Origin of the sequence: Methylorubrum sp. GM97 (assembly GCF_024347855.1) — a bacterium.
GTDB lineage: Bacteria > Pseudomonadota > Alphaproteobacteria > Rhizobiales > Beijerinckiaceae > Methylobacterium > Methylobacterium extorquens.
Map to the genome: position 1 here is coordinate 2,284,489 of NZ_AP025942.1, position 17,520 is coordinate 2,302,008.

13 protein-coding genes are annotated in these 17,520 nt (G+C 68.8%); 5 read left to right on the forward strand and 8 right to left on the reverse strand.

What is annotated here, in order from left to right:
* The first annotated feature begins 45 nt into the window (after nucleotides 1-45).
* The 4 genes from MSPGM_RS10610 to MSPGM_RS10625 all read left to right on the forward strand — a co-directional run bounded on the left by MSPGM_RS10610 (nucleotide 46) and on the right by MSPGM_RS10625 (nucleotide 8,761).
* Complete coding sequence (locus MSPGM_RS10610; protein ID WP_003603647.1) at nucleotides 46-1,308, forward strand: outer membrane beta-barrel protein; 1,263 nt, start codon at nucleotides 46-48, stop codon at nucleotides 1,306-1,308.
* A gap of 204 nt (nucleotides 1,309-1,512) precedes the next feature.
* A complete protein-coding gene (locus MSPGM_RS10615; RefSeq protein ID WP_012752750.1) occupies nucleotides 1,513-4,128 on the forward strand; it encodes a DNA translocase FtsK in 2,616 nt (871 codons plus the stop codon).
* A 150-nt stretch (nucleotides 4,129-4,278) separates the two neighbouring features.
* Nucleotides 4,279-6,438 (forward strand): TonB-dependent receptor, encoded by a 2,160-nt coding sequence (locus MSPGM_RS10620; protein ID WP_261926369.1) that lies wholly within the window; start codon nucleotides 4,279-4,281, stop codon nucleotides 6,436-6,438.
* 355 nt (nucleotides 6,439-6,793) lie between these two features.
* Nucleotides 6,794-8,761, forward strand: a complete 1,968-nt coding sequence (locus MSPGM_RS10625; RefSeq protein WP_003606377.1) for a PAS domain-containing sensor histidine kinase — start codon at nucleotides 6,794-6,796, stop codon at nucleotides 8,759-8,761.
* Nucleotides 8,762-8,883: 122 nt separating this feature from the next.
* On the opposite strand, the gene MSPGM_RS10630 is transcribed toward MSPGM_RS10625, so the two are convergent.
* From MSPGM_RS10630 to MSPGM_RS10645, 4 genes are all read right to left on the reverse strand, one after another.
* The gene (locus MSPGM_RS10630; RefSeq protein ID WP_003604157.1) at nucleotides 8,884-9,186 is read right to left on the reverse strand and encodes a hypothetical protein; all 303 of its coding nucleotides are present in this window, start codon (nucleotides 9,184-9,186) and stop codon (nucleotides 8,884-8,886) included.
* A 17-nt stretch (nucleotides 9,187-9,203) separates the two neighbouring features.
* On the reverse strand, nucleotides 9,204-11,522 hold the full coding sequence (locus tag MSPGM_RS10635) for an FdhF/YdeP family oxidoreductase (protein WP_003604158.1): 2,319 nt from the start codon (nucleotides 11,520-11,522) through the stop codon (nucleotides 9,204-9,206).
* Between the two features lie 522 nt (nucleotides 11,523-12,044).
* Nucleotides 12,045-13,121, reverse strand: a complete 1,077-nt coding sequence (locus MSPGM_RS10640) for a quinone-dependent dihydroorotate dehydrogenase (protein ID WP_003604159.1) — start codon at nucleotides 13,119-13,121, stop codon at nucleotides 12,045-12,047.
* On the reverse strand, nucleotides 13,118-13,468 hold the full coding sequence (locus MSPGM_RS10645) for a DUF952 domain-containing protein (RefSeq protein WP_003604160.1): 351 nt from the start codon (nucleotides 13,466-13,468) through the stop codon (nucleotides 13,118-13,120). The genes MSPGM_RS10640 and MSPGM_RS10645 overlap by 4 nt, the downstream gene beginning before the upstream one ends.
* Nucleotides 13,469-13,690: 222 nt before the next feature.
* Here MSPGM_RS10645 and MSPGM_RS10650 point away from each other — a divergent pair, with 222 nt between their 5' ends.
* Complete coding sequence (locus MSPGM_RS10650; RefSeq protein ID WP_003604161.1) at nucleotides 13,691-14,323, forward strand: helix-turn-helix transcriptional regulator; 633 nt, start codon at nucleotides 13,691-13,693, stop codon at nucleotides 14,321-14,323.
* 10 nt (nucleotides 14,324-14,333) lie between these two features.
* Here the strand turns inward: MSPGM_RS10650 and MSPGM_RS10655 are convergent, their stop codons facing one another.
* The 4 genes from MSPGM_RS10655 to MSPGM_RS10670 all read right to left on the reverse strand — a co-directional run bounded on the left by MSPGM_RS10655 (nucleotide 14,334) and on the right by MSPGM_RS10670 (nucleotide 17,274).
* A complete protein-coding gene (locus MSPGM_RS10655) occupies nucleotides 14,334-14,663 on the reverse strand; it encodes a DUF6949 family protein (RefSeq protein ID WP_003604162.1) in 330 nt (109 codons plus the stop codon).
* A 170-nt stretch (nucleotides 14,664-14,833) separates the two neighbouring features.
* Entirely contained in the window at nucleotides 14,834-15,049 is a 216-nt protein-coding gene (locus tag MSPGM_RS10660) for a DUF3126 family protein (RefSeq protein ID WP_003604163.1), read from the reverse strand.
* A gap of 135 nt (nucleotides 15,050-15,184) precedes the next feature.
* Nucleotides 15,185-16,045 (reverse strand): serine O-acetyltransferase, encoded by an 861-nt coding sequence (gene cysE, locus MSPGM_RS10665; protein WP_003604165.1) that lies wholly within the window; start codon nucleotides 16,043-16,045, stop codon nucleotides 15,185-15,187.
* Between the two features lie 281 nt (nucleotides 16,046-16,326).
* Nucleotides 16,327-17,274 carry a helix-turn-helix transcriptional regulator gene (locus MSPGM_RS10670; protein WP_003604166.1) on the reverse strand — a complete coding sequence of 316 codons (948 nt, stop codon included), beginning with the start codon at nucleotides 17,272-17,274 and terminating at the stop codon, nucleotides 16,327-16,329.
* Nucleotides 17,275-17,520 lie beyond the last annotated feature (246 nt).

Below are 17,520 nucleotides of genomic sequence, written 5' to 3' on the forward strand. Positions count from 1 at the left end.
GGCGAGTTCGGCACCTTGGCCGTATCGAATGTGGGGCTGACTACAATGACAATCAAAACAAAGCTTCTGGCCGCGACCGCGGTGCTTTCCACCCTGAGCATCAACGCGTTGCCAGTCCTCGCCGCAGATATGCCTGCCGCCAAGTCGGCGCCCGTCATCGTCGAGGAGCATTGTAAGGCTGCGATCTCCACCCCGACCTTCGGCGGTCTCATCAAGGCGAACCCGAACCCGGCCTGCATCGTCACGGGACTGGGCGACATCTATGTCGGCGGCGCGGTCACCGGCTTCGCCTACACCCAGACCAACGCCTTCGGCATCCTCTCGCCCAGCGCTGAGCAGGACCGCTTCGGCCGCGTCGACTTCTCGAACCTCCAGGGCTGGATCCAGAAGGCCGACGGCCCGCTGCAATTCTACGTCCATGCCGGCCTGTACTCGATCCCGGCGCTCGGCCTGCCGCTCTACTCCGCGTTCGAGCAGACCGAATCGCTGTTCGGCCCGATCCCGGTGGCCTTCGGCAAGTGGCAGATCAACGACGAGTGGTCGATCCAGGCCGGTCGGATGTTCACCAACATCGGCTCCGAGCTGCTGTTCACCTACCAGAACCTGAACATCTCCCGCGGTCTGCTGTTCAACCAGGAGAACTTCATCAACCACGGCGTCCAGGTGAACTACGCCAACGGCCCGTTCGCGGCCGCGCTCGCGGTGACCGACGGCTTCTACTCGGGTGAGCTGAACTGGGTGACGGGCTTTGCCACCTACAAGCTCAACGACGCGAACACGATCGGCATCAACGGCGGCACGCATTTCAGCGATTTCGACGCCTCGACCCGCAGCCCGCGCTTCCAGTTCGCGACGATCAACTCGCTGCAGAACAGCAGCATCATCAGCGTGAACTACACCTACGCCAACGGGCCGTGGATCATCTCGCCGTACTTCCAGTACACCAACGTCGCGCGCAAGGAGGGGTACTTCTCCCCGATCGAGGGCGCGGAGACCTGGGGCGGCACGCTGCTGGCCGGCTACACCTTCACCGACAACTTCGCGCTCGCCGGCCGCCTCGAATACATCGAGCAGTCGGGCACGCGGGGCGTGGTCACCGGCCGCGGCGGCACCAGCGTCCTCTACGGTCCGGGCAGCTCGGCCTTCTCGTTCACGATCACCCCGACCTTCACCTGGGACCGCTACTTCCTCCGCGGCGAGTTCGCGACCGTCCAGGCCTACGACGTGACCCCGGGCTTCGGCTTCGGCCGCGACGGCACCAAGCGCTCGCAGGAGCGCTACCTCGTGGAGACCGGCTTCACCTTCTGAGACCCGCGCCGGTTCGCCGGCGGGATACCACGTTGCTTTGGGAAGCCTCGGAGAAATCCGGGGCTTCCTGCATTTCGGGCAGGCCCCTGGTCGGACCCCGGACCGCGGCCACCGACGGCCCACCGCTTTGCGGCGCAGACTTAGCCCCGCGTTAACCGCCCGGCATTAGCCTTACCGGATCGTTGACACCGGACCGGTCTGCGCATGCGTTCCCTTCGCCGTTCCGCGTCGCCCTACGACACCTTCGTCGACAGCCTGAGGCCGTTCCTGGCCAAGCGGCTGACGGAGTGCGGCGGCCTGATCCTCTTCACCGGCGCGGTCGCATTGACCGTCGCCCTGGCGACGTGGTCGATCAACGACCCGAGCCTCAACCACGCCACCGACCAGCGGGCGCACAACGTGCTCGGTCGTCCCGGAGCCGTCGTGGCCGATCTTGCCATGCAGCTTCTCGGGCTCGGCTCGATCGCGCTCGCACTGCCTCCCGCCCTGTGGGGCGTGCGGTTGATGCGCGAGCGCGACCTGCCGCATGGCGGCTTGCGCATCGTCCTGTGGTTCGTCGGCGTTCTCTGCGCGAGTGCGGTCGCGAGTGCCCTGCCGCCGACGGATCGCTGGCCCTTGCCCACCGGCATGGGCGGCGTCGCGGGCGACGCGCTGCTCGCCGGCACGCGGATGCTGGTCGGGCCGCTGGCGCATTTCGCCGGCTTCCTGTTCGCGGCCTCCGCCATCCTCAGCCTCACCGCCGCTTGCCGCGTGACCAAGCCGGACTTCGAGGAGGACGAGGAGGGGCCCTACGGCGCCGCGCGCCCGGCGCCCCGTTCCGGCCGTGCCTCGACCCACGAGGAGCGCCACGATGCCGACGAGCCGAGCCTCGGCATCCTGTCGCTGGGCGCCCTCGCGCAAGCCGTCATGCGCGGCCGCGCCTCGCTGCGCACCCGGCTCGAATCCTGGCAGGCGCCGGCCGACGAGGCGGAGGGGCTCGCCTATGCCGGCGCCTCGCCCGCGCTCGCCGCGCGCCGCGCCTTCGCCGACTCGGACGAGGCACCCTGGGCGCCGCAGGCCCGCGAGCGGGCCGACGTCTCGGGCCGCCGCGAGCCGCAATTCGACTCGGAGGAGGACGATTCGGACGAAGCGCCCGCCCGTGCCGTCCCCCAGCGCCCCGCGCCGAGTGCCGCTGGGGCGGAGACGACCGCCGACGAGCTGCCCACCCGCGTCTCCCGCCCGCTGCCGCAGGCCCCGGCGGCGCGTCCGCGCCCGGCCGAACCTCGGCCGGAAGCCGGCGAGTACCGGCTGCCTGCCCTGGAGCTTCTCGCCCGTCCCCGCGAGGCGGCGCCCGGCTCTGAGGTCTCGGCAGAGGCGCTGGAGCAGAACGCCACCATGCTGGAGGCGACGCTGCAGGATTTCGGCGTGCGCGGTGACATCCTCGCCGTGCGCCCCGGCCCCGTCGTCACCCTCTACGAGCTGGAGCCGGCTCCCGGCACCAAGTCGAGCCGGGTGATCGCGCTCGCCGACGACATCGCCCGCTCGATGTCCGCTGTCTCCGCCCGCGTCGCCGTTGTCCCCGGCCGCAACGCCATCGGCATCGAACTGCCGAACGCCAAGCGCGAGACGGTGTTCTTGCGCGAACTTCTCGCCTCCGAGGATTTCGTCGAGACCAAGCAGAAGCTCGCCTTGTGTCTGGGCAAGAACATCGGCGGCGAGCCGATCATCGCCGACCTCGCCCGCATGCCGCACCTGCTGGTCGCCGGTACCACCGGCTCCGGCAAGTCGGTCGCCATCAACACCATGATCCTCTCGCTGCTCTACCGGCTCAAGCCGGAGGAGTGCCGCCTCATCATGGTCGATCCCAAGATGCTGGAACTGTCGGTCTATGACGGCATCCCGCACCTGCTCTCCCCCGTCGTCACCGACCCGAAGAAGGCGGTCATCGCCCTCAAATGGGCCGTGCGCGAGATGGAGGAGCGCTACAAGAAGATGTCCAAGGTCGGTGTCCGCAACATCGACGGCTTCAACGCGCGCCTCGAAGAGGCCCGGGCCCGCGGCGAGACCCTGACCCGGACCGTGCAGACCGGCTTCGACCGTTCCACCGGCGAGGCGGTCTACGAGGACGAGGTCATGGACCTCAACCCGCTGCCCTACATCGTGATCGTGGTCGACGAGATGGCCGACCTGATGATGGTGGCGGGCAAGGACATCGAGGGCGCGATCCAGCGGCTCGCGCAGATGGCGCGTGCGGCCGGTATCCACCTCATCATGGCGACGCAGCGCCCCTCGGTCGACGTCATCACCGGCACGATCAAGGCGAACTTCCCGACCCGCATCTCCTTCCAGGTGACGAGCAAGATCGACAGCCGCACGATCCTGGGCGAGATGGGCGCCGAGCAGTTGCTGGGCCAGGGCGACATGCTGTTCATGGCCGGCGGCGGGCGCACGACGCGCGTGCACGGGCCGTTCTGCTCGGACTCGGAAGTCGAGACCGTGGTTGCCCACCTCAAGCGCCAGGGCCGGCCGTCCTACCTCGAAGCCGTCACGGCGGAGGAGGGCGAGATTCCGGCCGGGGGGCCTGCGTCCGAGGACGGTCCGGTCTTCGATGCCGGCCAGTTCGGCGGCGGCGGGGAGGGCGGTGACCTCTACGAGCAGGCGGTGGCCGTGGTGCTGCGGGACAAGAAGGCCTCCACCTCCTACATCCAACGCCGCCTGCAGATCGGCTACAACCGTGCCGCCTCGCTGATGGAGCGGATGGAGACCGAAGGTCTCGTCGGACCGGCCAACCACGCCGGCAAACGCGAGATCCTCGTCGAGCCCGAACCGCAGGCTTACTGACCGGCCGACCCGCCGCCTGCGTCGTCTGATCATCCAGCGCGTCGCCCTCGTTCGAGGGCGGCGCGCTTTCGCGTTTCCGGGCCTGCCCCGACTCGACAACGGCTACGCTCGAACTTATAGCAACAGCTATAATTACGAGGCTGAAGTTTCATGTCGAGAAAGCGCTATGGGATTGGCCCGTGGTTCGGATCGTTCGCCGGGATCGGCATCGCCGGCCTCGTCGTGTCGCCGCTCCAGGCCGAAGAGGTTGCCCTCGATGAGATCAGCGTCGTCTCGGACAAGCCGGCACGAAGCGCGGGTCCGGGTGCGGCGGGGCCGGTTCCGAAGCCGGCCGACCCGGTCGGCGTCCTACCGGTGGTGACCGACCGGTTCTCGACGGTCACCGTCGTCTCCGGGGCCGAACTCGCCCGCTCGCAGCCGACCTCCCTCGGCGAGGCGCTGTTCGACAAGCCGGGCCTGTCCGCGACCACCTTCGCGCCGGGCTCGGCCTCGCGGCCGATCATCCGCGGCCTCGACAACCACCGTGTCCGCATCCTCGAGAACGGCACCGGTGTGCAGGACATGTCGGATCTGGGCGAGGACCACGCCGTTCCGATCAACCCGCTGATCAACGACCGTATCGAGGTGATCCGCGGGCCCGCGGGGCTGCGCTACGGCTCCCAGGCCGTCGGTGGCGTGGTCTCGGTCGAGAACAACCGCATCCCGACGAGTATTCCGCCTGGCGGCGTCGCGGGACGGGTGACCACCGGCTACTCGGCCGTCGACAATGGTCGTAACGCCGCCGCCACGGTCGATGCCGGCAGCGGCAACGTCGCCGTCCATGCCGATGCGTTCCGGAGCGCGGCGGACGACTACAACACGCCGCTCGGCATCCAGCGCAATTCCTTCAACGAATCGCAGGGCGGCGCCTTCGGCACCTCCTACCTGTTCGACCGCGGCTTCGTCGGGCTGTCCTTCAGCCACTTTGATTCGGTCTACGGCATCCCCGGCATCAGCTCCGCGGCGCAGCGCACTCGCCTCGATCCGGTGCAGGACAAGCTCCAGGCCCGGGGCGAGTACCGGCCGCTGGACGGGCCGTTCGCGGCGATCCGGTTCTGGGCGGGCGGCTCGAACTACCGCCACAACGAGTTCGGCACCGACGCCAACGGCGTCGAGGGGATCGAGGCGGTGTTCAAGAACCGCGCGGCGGAGGGGCGGATCGAATTCGACCACGTGCCGGTCGAGACCGCATTCGGCACCTTCAGCGGACAGCTCGGATTCCAGGCCGACCGGCGCAAGCTCCGCATCTCGGGGGCGGAAGGGGGCCTGTTGCGCCCGACCGACACGCGGGTGCAGGCCGCCTACCTGTTCGAGGAACTGGCCCTCGGCGGCGGCCTGCGGTTCCAGGCGGCGGGCCGCATCGAGGGCAACCGCGTCGCCGGCACGCAGGCGCTGTTCCCCTCGGACTTCCTTCCCGACGGCCCCAGCGACGAGCCGATGGAATCGCGCCGCATCCGCCGCTTCGCCCCGATAAGTGCGAGTTTTGGTGCGCTCCAGGACCTGCCCCACGGATTCGTGGGGAGCCTGACCGGCTCCTATGTCGAGCGCGCCCCGACCTCACCCGAACTGTTCTCGCGCGGTCCGCACGAGGCCTCCGCCACCTTCGAGATCGGCGATCCCAACCTTAAGCCCGAGCGGGCCCGCACCGTCGAAGTGGCGATCCGGCGGGCGGAGGGGCCGTTCCGCCTCGACGCGACCGGCTACGTCACGCGCTATACCGGCTTCGTCTACAAGCGCCTGACTGGCTTCACCTGCGGCGACACCTTCGACAGTTGCGGCATCGGCGGCGGGGATCTGCGGCAGGTCGCCTATTCGCAGGCCGGCGCCACCTTCGCCGGCGCCGAGATCGCGAGCCAGATCGACATCGTGCCGGTCGGTGATGGGTTTGCCGGCATCAGCGCCCAGTACGATTTCGTGCGCGCCCAGTTCGACGACGGCCGCTTCGTGCCGCGCATCCCGCCCCATCGCGTCGGTGGCGGCGTCTTCCTGCGGGCCGACGGCTGGTTCGCTCAACTCAACCTGCTGCACGCCTTCGCTCAGACGCAGATCGGCACGCTGGAAACGCCGACGCCGGGCTACAACGACCTCAAGGCGGAGATCGCCTACAGCCGTCCGCTCGATCCGGCGGTCCATGGTCTCAGCGAGGTGACGCTCGGCCTGCGCGCCACGAACCTGCTCGACGATGTGATCCGCAACGCCGCCTCCTTCCGCAAGGACGAGGTCGTGCTGCCGGGCCGCAATGTGCGGCTCTTCCTCACGGCACGGTTCTGACGATCCGGGGCGCCGCTTGGTTCGAACCCTACCCACGCCCTCCGACGTGCCGGTCTCGCCAGGGGAGCGGTGCGGAACCCGTTCAGGATGGCCTGTCGTGTTGAGCGTTCTGAAGCATGGGCACTGCGGCCGATCGCATCAGGTCGCGCGCAGTCATGCGTCGTCTCTCCTCAGTATAGCGTAGATGGAGCGTATCGATCGAGGCAGGTCAGGATTTATGAAAGAGAAGTCCGGCGACGATATGTTCCATCTAGTGCCCGGGCGAGAGATGCCGTAACGAAATCGCCGCGACTGCGGTTGATGCTGCCCGCTGCGTTTGCGTAGTACGCTATAGAAAGCTGTGCGAAGGTGCGGGATGGATGGGAGCGACAGTCCACCTGCGCAGTCGCGCCGCGGCGAGATGGCCGAGCGGATCCGGGCGCATGACTGGACCGCGACGGCGCTCGGTGCGGCGGATGCTTGGCCGCCGAGCCTCAGGGCCACGATCAGCCTGATCCTCGGCTGCGGTTTCCCCATGATCGCGCTGTGGGGCCGGGATCTGATCCAGGTCTACAACGACGACTTCCGGGACCTGATGGGATCGAAGCACCCGGCCGGGCTGGGTCAGCCGGCACGCGCGTGCTGGCCCGAGATCTGGCACATCACCGCGCCGATCTACGAGCGGGTCTGGAACGGCGAAACGTTCACCTTCGAAGACGCGCTCTACCCGCTGTTCCGGTCGGGCCGGCTCGAAGACGCGTGGTTCACGCTGACCTACAGCCCGTTGCGGGACGAGGCGGAGCGAATTGCGGGCATTCTGGTCACCCTGGTCGAGAGCACGGCCCGCGTGCTGTCCGACCGGGCGTTGCGCGAGAGCGAGGCGCGCTTCCGGGCCGAGCTGGAACGTCAGGTCCAGGAGCGGACGGCGGAGCTTCAAGCGAGCCGCGACCTGCTCAAGGCGACCATGGACAGCTCCATGGACATGATTCAGGTCTTGAAGGCCGTGCGCGATCCGGCGGGCGAGATCGTCGATTTCCGCTGGCTCCTGAACAACTCGACCTCGGCGAGCCGCTACGGCGATGTGGGCGGTCAGAGCCTGCTCGAACGCAATCCGGGCGTGATTCAGGAGGGCATCTTCGACACCTTCAAGCGTGTCACGGAAACCGGCCAGCCCGCGACCGCGGAGCGCCGCTACGCCCACGAGCAGTTCGACGGCTGGTTCTTTCAGTGCGCGGTGAAGCTCGGTGACGGAGTCGCCATCACCACCAAGGAAATCTCGGCCTGGAAGGCGGCGCAGAACGAGATGCTGCGGCTTCGTGACGAGAGCGCAAACGCGGCCCTGCGCGAGAGCGAGGAGCGCTTTCGCACCCTGGCGAGCCTCATCCCCGTCCTGCTGTGGCGCTCGGACGAAAGCGGGCAGCACAACTCCCTCAACGAGGCTTGGCTAACCTATACCGGCCAGAGCCTGCAGCAATCGCAGGCCGGCGGCTGGCTCGAAGCGATCCACCCCGCCGACCGCGACGCGGTGAGCGAGGCCTTCCGCTCCGGACGCGAGCAGCAGCGGTTGATCGAGGTGCAGCAGCGCATCCGCCGGTACGACGGGCAATATCGGTGGTTCCTCGTACGGCAGGCGCCCCTCCTCGACACCGAGGGACAGGTCACGCAGTGGATCGGGGCCGCCATGGACATCCACGATCTGCACGATCTGCAGGAGCGCCAGACCATCCTCGTCGCCGAGTTGCAGCACCGCACCCGCAACCTGCTCGGCGTCGTGCGCTCCATCGCCCACCAGACCATGGCGCAGACCGGCCCGACGGAGCGCTTCCGCGAGCAGTTTAACGACCGGCTCGCCGCCCTGTCGCGGGTTCAGGGGCTGCTGTCGCGCTCGGAGCAGGAGCCGATCACCCTGCGCACCCTGATTCGAACCGAGCTGGACGCCCTCGGGGGCGGCGACTTCGCCAATCGTATTCATATCGCCGGGCCGCCGGTGCGCCTGCGCAAGGCGTCGGTGCAGACCCTGGCGCTCGCCGTGCACGAACTGGCCACCAATGCCCGCAAGTACGGTGCCCTGACGACCGAGCACGGCCGCCTCTCGGTGACATGGCGCGCCGACCGCGACGACCAGGGCGGAGGAAATCTGCTGATCGAGTGGATCGAGGAGGGCATCAGCCGGCCGCGCGAGGAACAGAGCCCGACGCGGCGCGGCTATGGACGCGAGTTGATTGAGCAGGCGATGCCCTACGCGCTCAACGCCAAGACGCACTACGAACTCGGTGAGACGCGGCTGCGCTGCGCCATCGAACTGCCGCTGGGCGAGCGGTTCGGGCAGATGAGCACGGCCTGAGGGCCGCCGTGCGGGCCTAGAGCATCGTCCCGAAAGGTGGATTCCGGCTTTCGGAAAAGACGATGCAAAAACAAGACTCTAGAGCTTCGTTTTGGATCGAGTTCCAGGACGGCGCTCTAGGATCAGGCGGCGAGCGCCGTCAGCACCGCGCTGCCCGCCGGGCTCGCCTCGTAGCGGGTCCGCTGAGTGCGGCCGTCACGGGCGGTCACGGTGATGAGGGTCTCGGCGGTCAGGCTTTCCACCGCCCGCAGCACCAGGGCGTGCTCGACGCCGAAGATGCGGGCGAAGCTCCGGCTGTCGGCCGCCAGCCCGAGATGCAGGCCGGCGAGGATGCCGGCCTCCAGAAGGCTGAGTTCGGGACGCAGGGCCGCGATCGTGTCGGTCGCGGCGAGAAAGGTCTCGGCGTCGGCGGCGGGCTCGCTCACGCGGCCTTTTTCCTCGCTCACGCGGCCTTGCCCAGATCATTGGCGGCACGGGCCCGCACCTGGACCAGCACCGACTTCGAGGTCGGCGTGTCCGAGAATTCGCCGAAGGCCGAGAGCGGCACCAGCACGTTGAGTTCCGGATAATAGCCGGCGAGCGCGCCGCGCGGCATGTCGAAGGGCACGAGGCGGAAATCCTCCGCCACCCGCTCGACACCGTCCTCGGCATGGACGCAGACGAGATCGACCCGCTCGCCCGCCCGCGCCTTCAGCTCGGCGAGGTCGTCCGGGTTGGCGAACACGACGCGGCGCTCGCCGTAGACGCCGCGGTAGCGGTCATCGAGGCCGTAGATCGTGGTGTTGTACTGGTCGTGGCTGCGGAAGGTCTGCAGCACGAAGGTATCGCCCCGAAGGCTCGCGCGCTGGTGCTCGGTCGCCACCGGAAGCGGCCCGCTGGAGAAGCCCGCCCGTCCGGTCGCGGTCTCGAACACCCGCTCGGCGGCCAGATTGCGCAGCATGAAGCCGCGGGGCCGGCGCACCCGGGTGTTGAAACCGGAAAACCCCGGAATCGTCCGCTCGATGCGGTCACGGATGAGGTCGTAATCGTCGGCCAGCGCGGCCCAGTCGATCCGCTCCGAACCCACCGTCGCCGCGGCCATGCCGGCGATGATACCGATCTCCGAGCGCAGATGCGGCGAGGCCGGCTTGTTGATGCCGCCCGAGCCGTGGACCATGCTCATCGAATCCTCGACGGTCACGATCTGGACCTTGGCCCGGCTGTTGCGGTCGATTTCGGTGCGCCCGAGGCAGGGCAGCAGGTAGGAGACCCGGCCCGGCACGAGGTGCGAGTGGTTGAGCTTCGTCGCGATGTGGACGGTGAGTTCGCAGCCGGCGAGCGCCTTCTCCACCAGCCGCGTGTCCGGCGTCGCGCGCACGAAATTGCCGCCGAGCCCGATGAAGGCCTTCGCCGAGCCGTCGAGCATCGCTCCGATGGCGCCGAGCACGTTGTGGCCGTGCTTGCGCGGTATGTTGAGGCCGAACTCGCGGTCGAGCGCTTCGAGGAGTGCGAGCGGCGGCTTCTCGTTGATGCCGACCGTGCGGTCGCCCTGCACGTTGGAATGGCCGCGCACCGGGCACAGGCCTGCGCCCGGCCGGCCGATATGGCCGCGCAGGAACAGCAGGTTGGCGATCTCGCGGATCGTCGCCACCGAGTGGCGGTGCTGGGTCACGCCCATCGCCCAGGTCGCGATCACCTTGTCGGCGCCGAGATAGACGTCGGCCGCGGTCTCGATCTCCTCGCGGGTCAGGCCGGACTGGTCGAGGATCGCGTCCCACGCCGTCGTCTCGACCGCCGCGCGGTAATCGGCGAAGGCGCTGGTATGCGCGGCGATGAAGGCGTGGTCGAGGAGCGAGGGCTTGCCCGCCTCGATCGCCGCCGCGTCGCGGGCGAAGACGACCTTGGCGATGCCGCGAAAGGCGGCCATGTCGCCGCCGGGCTTCGGCTGGAAGTAATGGCTGGCGATCGGGCGGCTCGCCCCGCGCAGCATCTCTACGCTGTTCTGCGGATCGGCGAAACGCTCCAGCCCGCGCTCGCGCACGGGGTTGAGCACCACGACCCGCGCGCCGCGCTCGGCGGCCCGACGCAGGTCGCCCAGCATGCGCGGATGGTTGGTGCCGGGGTTCTGGCCGACGACGAAGATCGCGTCCGCCTTCTCGAAATCTTCGAGCAGCACCGTGCCCTTGCCGATGCCGATGGCCTGGACGAGGGCGATGCCGCTCGCCTCGTGGCACATGTTCGAGCAATCGGGGAAGTTGTTGGTGCCGTAGGCCCGGGCGAAGAGCTGGTAGAGGTAGGCCGCCTCGTTCGAGGCGCGGCCGGAGGTGTAGAACTCGACGCGATCGGGATGGTCGAGGCCGCGCAGGGTCGCGCCGATCTCGGCGAACGCCTCGTCCCATTCCACGGCGCGGTAGGTGTCGGTCTCGGCGTCGTAGCGCATCGGATGCGTGAGGCGGCCCTCGCTCTCCAGCGCGTAATCGGTCCAGCCGCGCAGCTCCGAGACGGGATGCTTGGCAAAGAAACGCGGCGTCGCGCGCTTGTCGGTGGCCTCCCAGGAGACCGCCTTCACGCCGTTCTCGCAGAACTCGAACGAGGAGCCGTGGGCCGGGTCGCCCCAGGCGCAGCCGGGGCAATCGAAGCCGTCGGGCTGGTTGGCGCTGAGCAGGGCGCGTGCGCCGGAGATCGGCGCCCGGCTCCCCAACAGGAACTTGCCGCAGCTCTTCAGCGCGCCCCAGCCGCCCGCGGCGGAAGAACGCTTGGGTAGGCCTTGCGAACGATCCATCCGTGAGCCCGGTCTTCGCGATGTGGGAGATGTCTTCGACGATCCGCGCCCGCCGCTTCGCCCCCTGGCGGGTGAGCGGTTTCAGATGCCGTGACCAGGAAATAACATCTCGCAGATGCGAGTTGATGCGTGGCCGATGATGGGGGAGGCATTCGTCGTACGCAGGGCAATTTAACTCGACTCCAGAAGATGCCCGTTCCTGGAATAGCTCAAAGCTAAATTTGGGTCAGAGTGCCGCGTGACTTATAGAACTTTGGTGCATTGCATCAAAATTCACATGGTAGGAAATCGCGTGGCGGATCGGTTCATGTGGCCCGCCCGCTCCGTCTCAGGGCCGATCCGTTTTTGCGGCGGCAGGACGAATGCGACGCGAGCTCTGCGCCTGTCGCGGCTGCCGGATCATGTCACGGACGCTGGCGCTGGCGCGCAGAACGGGACCTGCCCCGTCATCGCGAGGCGGAGCCGCGGTGACCCGCAGCGCCGAGCCCACTGAAAGAGACCATGCGACGTCGCGGAGCCGGGTCAGGCGTCCCGCGCGAGGGCGGCTGCGTCCCGCCCGACGACCGGGGCGAGGCTCGTCAGGCCCTCCGCCCGCAGCCGCTGGCTCAGGCCGCGCTTGATCGTGCCGACCAGCCCCGGCCCCTCGTAGACGAGGGCGGAGTAGAGCTGGACGAGGCGCGCACCGGCCCGGATCTTGGTCCAGGCGGCCTCCGCCGAATCGATGCCGCCGACGCCGATCAGCGGGATCCGGTCGCCGACGCGCAGATAGGTCTCAGCCAGGAGCCGCGTCGACGGGCCGAACAGCGGCCGTCCGGACAGGCCGCCGGTTTCCTTCGCGACGGAGGATTCCACGAGGGACGCCGGCCGCGCGATGGTCGTGTTCGAGACGACGAGGCCCTGGATGCCGCGCCGGAGCGCCGTCGCCGTCATGGCGTCGAGCCCTTCGAGCGCGATGTCGGGCGCGATCTTAAGGAGCACGGCGGCGCTCGATCCGCTGGCATCGCGGGCGGCGACGACGCGGGCGAGCAGGTCGTCGAGGAAGGCCTCGCCCTGGAGGTCGCGCAGGCCCGGCGTGTTGGGCGAGGAGACGTTGACGGTGATGAAGGCGACATGCGGGGCGAGCCGCGCGGTGCAGGCGACGTAGTCGGCGAGTCGGTCCGCCGATTCCTTGTTGGCGCCGATGTTGACGCCGACGATCCCCTCGCGGCCGGCGCGGGCCTTGAGCCGGTCGGCCACTGCGTCGAGCCCCTCGCTGTTGAGGCCGAAGCGGTTGATCACCGCCCGGTCGCGGGGGAGGCGGAACACCCGCGGGCGCGGATTGCCGGGCTGGGGCTGCGGCACGACTCCGCCGACCTCGACGAAGCCGAAACCGAGGCCGAGCAGCGCGTCGGCCACCCGCGCGCCCTTGTCGAACCCGGCGGCGAGGCCGACCGGATTGGGAAAGCTCTGCCCGAACAGCTCGACGGCGAGGGACGCGTCGTCGGCCGGCGGACGGCGCGGCGGCAGCAGCGACAGGCCGCGAATCGTCACGTCGTGCGCCGTCTCGGCGTCGAGCCCGTGCAGCAGCGGCCGGGCGAGGGGGAAGAGCGCGTCGATCATGCCTGCGGGATCTCCGCCGGGAACACGTGCCGCCCCTCCGGCCCGAGGGGCATGTCGGTCACGGAGCGCACGGCGCTCAAGGGGAGGTCGCCGTAGAGGTGCGGGAACAGCGCGCCGCCCCGCGACGGCTCGAACCGCAGAGCCGGTCCGAGGTCGTCGCCCTCGATCGCCACGAGCAGCAGGTCGTCCTGCCCGGAAAAGTGGCGGGCGGCGGTCTCGGCGACCTGCTCCGCGGTCGAGAAGTGGATGAAGCCGTCGGCGTGATCGACGGGTGCGCCGGTGAAGCGGCCGAGCGCCTCGGCTTCCCGCCAGAGGCCGCGCGGACAGATCTTGTAGACGAGGGCCATCCGGTCTCCGGGGTCAATCTTCCGGAGCGATAGAACGCGCGCTGGCCGACGGCAACCAATGCGGGATGATACCGGATACGGGGTGCCACGCCTTCACCGCTTGCCGTTCAGATGCGACACTCGCTTCTCCGGATGCTCCGATTGCGTCCGGGGTCAGCGGGTTCTAGTTTCCTAACTGTAGGCCGTATGTCTCAACGGCACACGCGCCGGTCTGAGGCCACCATGCTGTCGCACGAGCAGATCTGGACTGCGATCGACCGGTTGGCCGAGCGCCACGGCTTCTCCGCGTCGGGGCTCGCCCGGCGTGCGGGCCTCGATGCCACGAGCTTCAACCGCTCGAAGCGGGTCGGGCCCGATGGGCGCAAGCGCTGGCCTTCCACCGAATCGATCGCGAAGGTGCTCGCCGCCACCGGCGCCAGCCTCGACGATTTCCTGCACTTGGTCGATTCCGGGCAGGGTCCGACCCGGACGATGGTACCGCTGATCGGCCTGACCCAGGCTGGCTCCGGCCGCCTGTTCAACGAGGAGGGGATTCCGACCGGCGGCCCCGGCTGGGACGAGATCGAGTTTCCCGATCTCGGCGGGGACCGCGCCTTCGCGCTGGAGGTTCAGGGCGACTCGATGCTGCCGCTCTATCGCGATGGCGACGTGTTGATCGTCGCCCCGAATGCCAGCATTCGCAAGGGCGACCGGATCGTGGCGCGGCTCAACAACGGCGAGGTGCTGGCCAAGGAGCTGCGGCGCCGCACCGCCCGCACCATCGAACTCGCCTCGCTCAACCCCGACCACGAGGATCGGGCGGTGCCGCTCGCCGAGGTCGCCTGGATGGCCCGCGTGATGTGGGTGCGGCAGTAGAAGGCGCGGGCTACAGCCCGGCCAGCCTATGGGCCATGCCGAGGGCGATCTGGCCCGAGAGCAGGCTCCAGCCGCAGGCGATCATCGTCGCGATCATCACGAAGGGGATCGGCCGGCGCTCGATGCGCCGACCCCGCAGGGTGTTGCGCAGGATGATGAAGGGCGCGACCACCGCGATCATCGGCAGCGCGGCCAAGGCGGTCACGCCGCCGGATTCCAGCAGGCGGAAGCTCGCCCGCCGGTTCGTGGCGTATTCGAAGGCGCTCGCCAGCAGCCCCGCCAGCGCGAGACCGACGATGAGCGCCTGGATGGATTCGACGGAAGACGGGCTCACGGTCATGACGCGCTCGACGCTCCTTCTCAGGATGTAACGCGCAGTCTGACCGATCGTTTACGTGTTGTTAAGAAAGACGTTTAGTTAACATTAACGCTGCCCACAGGCTCGACGCCGGAAGTGGGCGCCGAGCCCGGAGCGGTGCAGCCGGCCGAAACGAAGGCCGGCCCGCGGGGTTAGGCGTCTTCTTCGAGATCGATGTCGAGGATCGCCATGCGGAAGGTGAAGGAATCGTCGCCGTCTTCCTTGTCGTCGGCGAGGACACCGATCGACTCGTCGCCGATGAACACCTCGGCGGAATCACCGGTCTTCATCGCCACGACGCGGATGCTGGCATTGGCGAACTTGCGGCGCAGGTAATCCTGCAGCTTGGCGACTTCGGTCTTGGTCACGCCGTCAACCTTCTTGCGAGGCGGTGCGTGCCGGGACGCGTGATCCCGGCGGCAGCGCTGAGGGGCTTGTGATGGTGGCCGGCGGCTTGCCACGTCGGGGGAGGGCAGGCAACCCGCCGGACGCGGAGAGCGGCTTCAGATTCCGCCGGCGATATCGATGAACTCGCTCATCGCCACGAGCTGGTCCATCGAGCGAGCGGGCTCGGCGCAGCCGGCCGCACCGACGACGCGTGCGGGCACGCCGACGACGGTGGTGTGGGCCGGCACCGACCGGAGCACGACCGAGCCGGCCGCGACCCGGGCGCAGGCCCCGACCTCGATGTTGCCGAGAATCTTGGCGCCCGCGCCGATCATCACGCCGCGGCGGATCTTGGGGTGGCGGTCACCGCCATGCTTGCCCGTGCCGCCGAGCGTCACCGCGTGCAGGATCGAGACGTCGTCCTCGATCACCGCGGTGGAGCCGATCACGACCCCGGTCGCATGGTCGAAGAACACCCCGCGTCCGATCCGGGCGGCCGGGTGGATGTCGGTCTGGAACACCTCCGACGACCGGCTTTGCAGGTAAAGCGCGAGGTCGCGCCGGCCCTGGCCCCAGTACCAATGAGCGAGGCGGTGCGCCTGGATCGCGTGGAAGCCCTTGAAATAGAGCAGCGGCTCGAGCGCCCGGGTCGTCGCCGGGTCGCGGTCCATCACCGCGAGGATGTCGGCGCGCATGCTCTGGCCGATGCGAACGTCGTCCTGAAGCGCTTCGTGGAAACCGTGGGCGACGAGTTCGCTCGAGAGCGAGGCGTGGCCGAGGCGGGTGGCGACGCGGTGCGCCACCGCCGCCTCCAGGCTCGGATGGTTGAGGATGGTCGCCACGAAGAACGAGGCGAGCTGCGGCTCGTCGCGCACCACCGTTTCCGCCTCGGTGCGCACGCGCGTCCAGAGCGGATCGACGATTCCGGCGATGCCTTCGCGCCCGGAAGCCGGGCTGAGCGACGGACTGGCGGACATGCATTCCTCCTCGACAGCGTGGGCTGTCCATCCGGCTTGAGGCCGCGACGTGCCCGCTTCCGGCAGCGTGTTCGCGCCGCCCCGCACGGCCTCGCCGAGACGGCCCGTGAGACGGGTTATGTCGCCGGGCGGGGCGTGGGGTTACGACGCGTATCGCGAAAAGAGCGCGGAAGAGAAGTGTCTTCGCCCGCGCCGGGTCAAGCCCTACAGCTTGGGGCGATCCCGCGCCGCATCAAGGGGCGGGGTTACACCCTGCGGCGGATGGCGCCGCAAGGCCGCGATCACGCGGCCGGGCGACGCCCACCGGTGTCGTTGCCGCTGAAGCGGGTCTCGATCACTTCGATCAGACGCTCGGCCATGACCTCGACCGGCACGTCGGAGGTGTCCACGACGGCGGAGGCGCGGGCATAGAGCGGCTCGCGGCTGAGCAGCACCGCGCGCAGATCCTCCAGCACCGAGGCCGGATCGCCCTTGCCCTCGACATGGCCCTGGTCGCGCACCCGCTGAAGATGCTCTTCGGGGCGCGCCTGAAGCCAGATCGTGTAGAAGGAGGAGAGCAGCAGGTCGTAGGTCAGCGGCTCGGCGACGATGCTGCCGCCGGTGGCGAGCACCATCGGCCCCGGCTGCTCGGCGAGGCCGCGCAGGGCCTTCTGCTCCAGCCGGCGATAGCCTTCCTGGCCGTAGATCGCGAAGATCTCGCGTACCGACAGGCCGTTCTCGCGCTCGATCTCCGTGTTGAGCTCCACGAAGCGCCAGCCGAGATGGGCCGCTGCCATCCGGCCCAGCGTCGACTTGCCGGCACCGCGCAGGCCCACCAGCGCCACGCGCCGCCGGATCGTCCGCGATTCCGTGCCGGTCGAGCCTGCAAGCGCCGATTTGGCCAGGGCGATCTGGTCAGGGCTGGCCTGATCGAGCAGGTCGCGGATGACGCGCCAATCAGACGAGGCTTCCTGAGTCGCAACGAGATCGTCGAGCCGCATCCCCATCGCATTGGCGACGCGCCGCAGCAGGATGATCGAGACGTTGCCCTGGCCGCTCTCGAGCTGGGCAATGTATCGCTCGGACAGGCCGGAGGCCTGCGACAGCAGCTTGCGCGACAGCCCGCGCACCGTCCGCGCGTGGCGCACGCGCCGGCCGAGTTCGTTGAGGAAGCTCGCTTCTTGATCGGCCGCGTCGGTCATGGCCCCACTCACTTCATCGTCCTTTCCGACGCCCGCCTCGATCCGCATCCATGCCGAACAGTTCCGGCGAGGCCTCGACCTCGCGCCTGGAACACCATCCGCTCGTCCGGAGACCCGAACGAGAGACGCCCGCTGCAACCCGCGGGCCAAAGCACGCGGATACGGCGGGGAAGGCGCACATCTGGCGACTGGCGAGCTGCGGTGCAACCCATCGCACGAGCTTAGCATCCATGCGAACTCGCCGCTGGATAACATATGCTATGCTGCAATGCGAGAGGCATGGCCGGGCAAAAC

What these genes read in the sequence shown, in the direction of transcription:
- MSPGM_RS10625 (WP_003606377.1), top strand. Translation starts at nt 6,794, where the DNA reads ATGGATGGGAGCGACAGTCCACCTGCGCAGTCGCGCCGCGGCGAGATG.
- MSPGM_RS10670 (WP_003604166.1), bottom strand. Translation starts at nt 17,274, where the DNA reads ATGCGGATCGAGGCGGGCGTCGGAAAGGACGATGAAGTGAGTGGGGCC.
- cysE (WP_003604165.1), bottom strand. Translation starts at nt 16,045, where the DNA reads ATGTCCGCCAGTCCGTCGCTCAGCCCGGCTTCCGGGCGCGAAGGCATC.
- MSPGM_RS10640 (WP_003604159.1), bottom strand. Translation starts at nt 13,121, where the DNA reads ATGATCGACGCGCTCTTCCCCCTCGCCCGGCCGCTGCTGCACGGGCTC.
- MSPGM_RS10620 (WP_261926369.1), top strand. Translation starts at nt 4,279, where the DNA reads ATGTCGAGAAAGCGCTATGGGATTGGCCCGTGGTTCGGATCGTTCGCC.
- MSPGM_RS10645 (WP_003604160.1), bottom strand. Translation starts at nt 13,468, where the DNA reads ATGGCCCTCGTCTACAAGATCTGTCCGCGCGGCCTCTGGCGGGAAGCC.
- MSPGM_RS10610 (WP_003603647.1), top strand. Translation starts at nt 46, where the DNA reads ATGACAATCAAAACAAAGCTTCTGGCCGCGACCGCGGTGCTTTCCACC.
- MSPGM_RS10635 (WP_003604158.1), bottom strand. Translation starts at nt 11,522, where the DNA reads ATGGATCGTTCGCAAGGCCTACCCAAGCGTTCTTCCGCCGCGGGCGGC.
- MSPGM_RS10615 (WP_012752750.1), top strand. Translation starts at nt 1,513, where the DNA reads ATGCGTTCCCTTCGCCGTTCCGCGTCGCCCTACGACACCTTCGTCGAC.
- MSPGM_RS10655 (WP_003604162.1), bottom strand. Translation starts at nt 14,663, where the DNA reads ATGACCGTGAGCCCGTCTTCCGTCGAATCCATCCAGGCGCTCATCGTC.
- MSPGM_RS10650 (WP_003604161.1), top strand. Translation starts at nt 13,691, where the DNA reads ATGCTGTCGCACGAGCAGATCTGGACTGCGATCGACCGGTTGGCCGAG.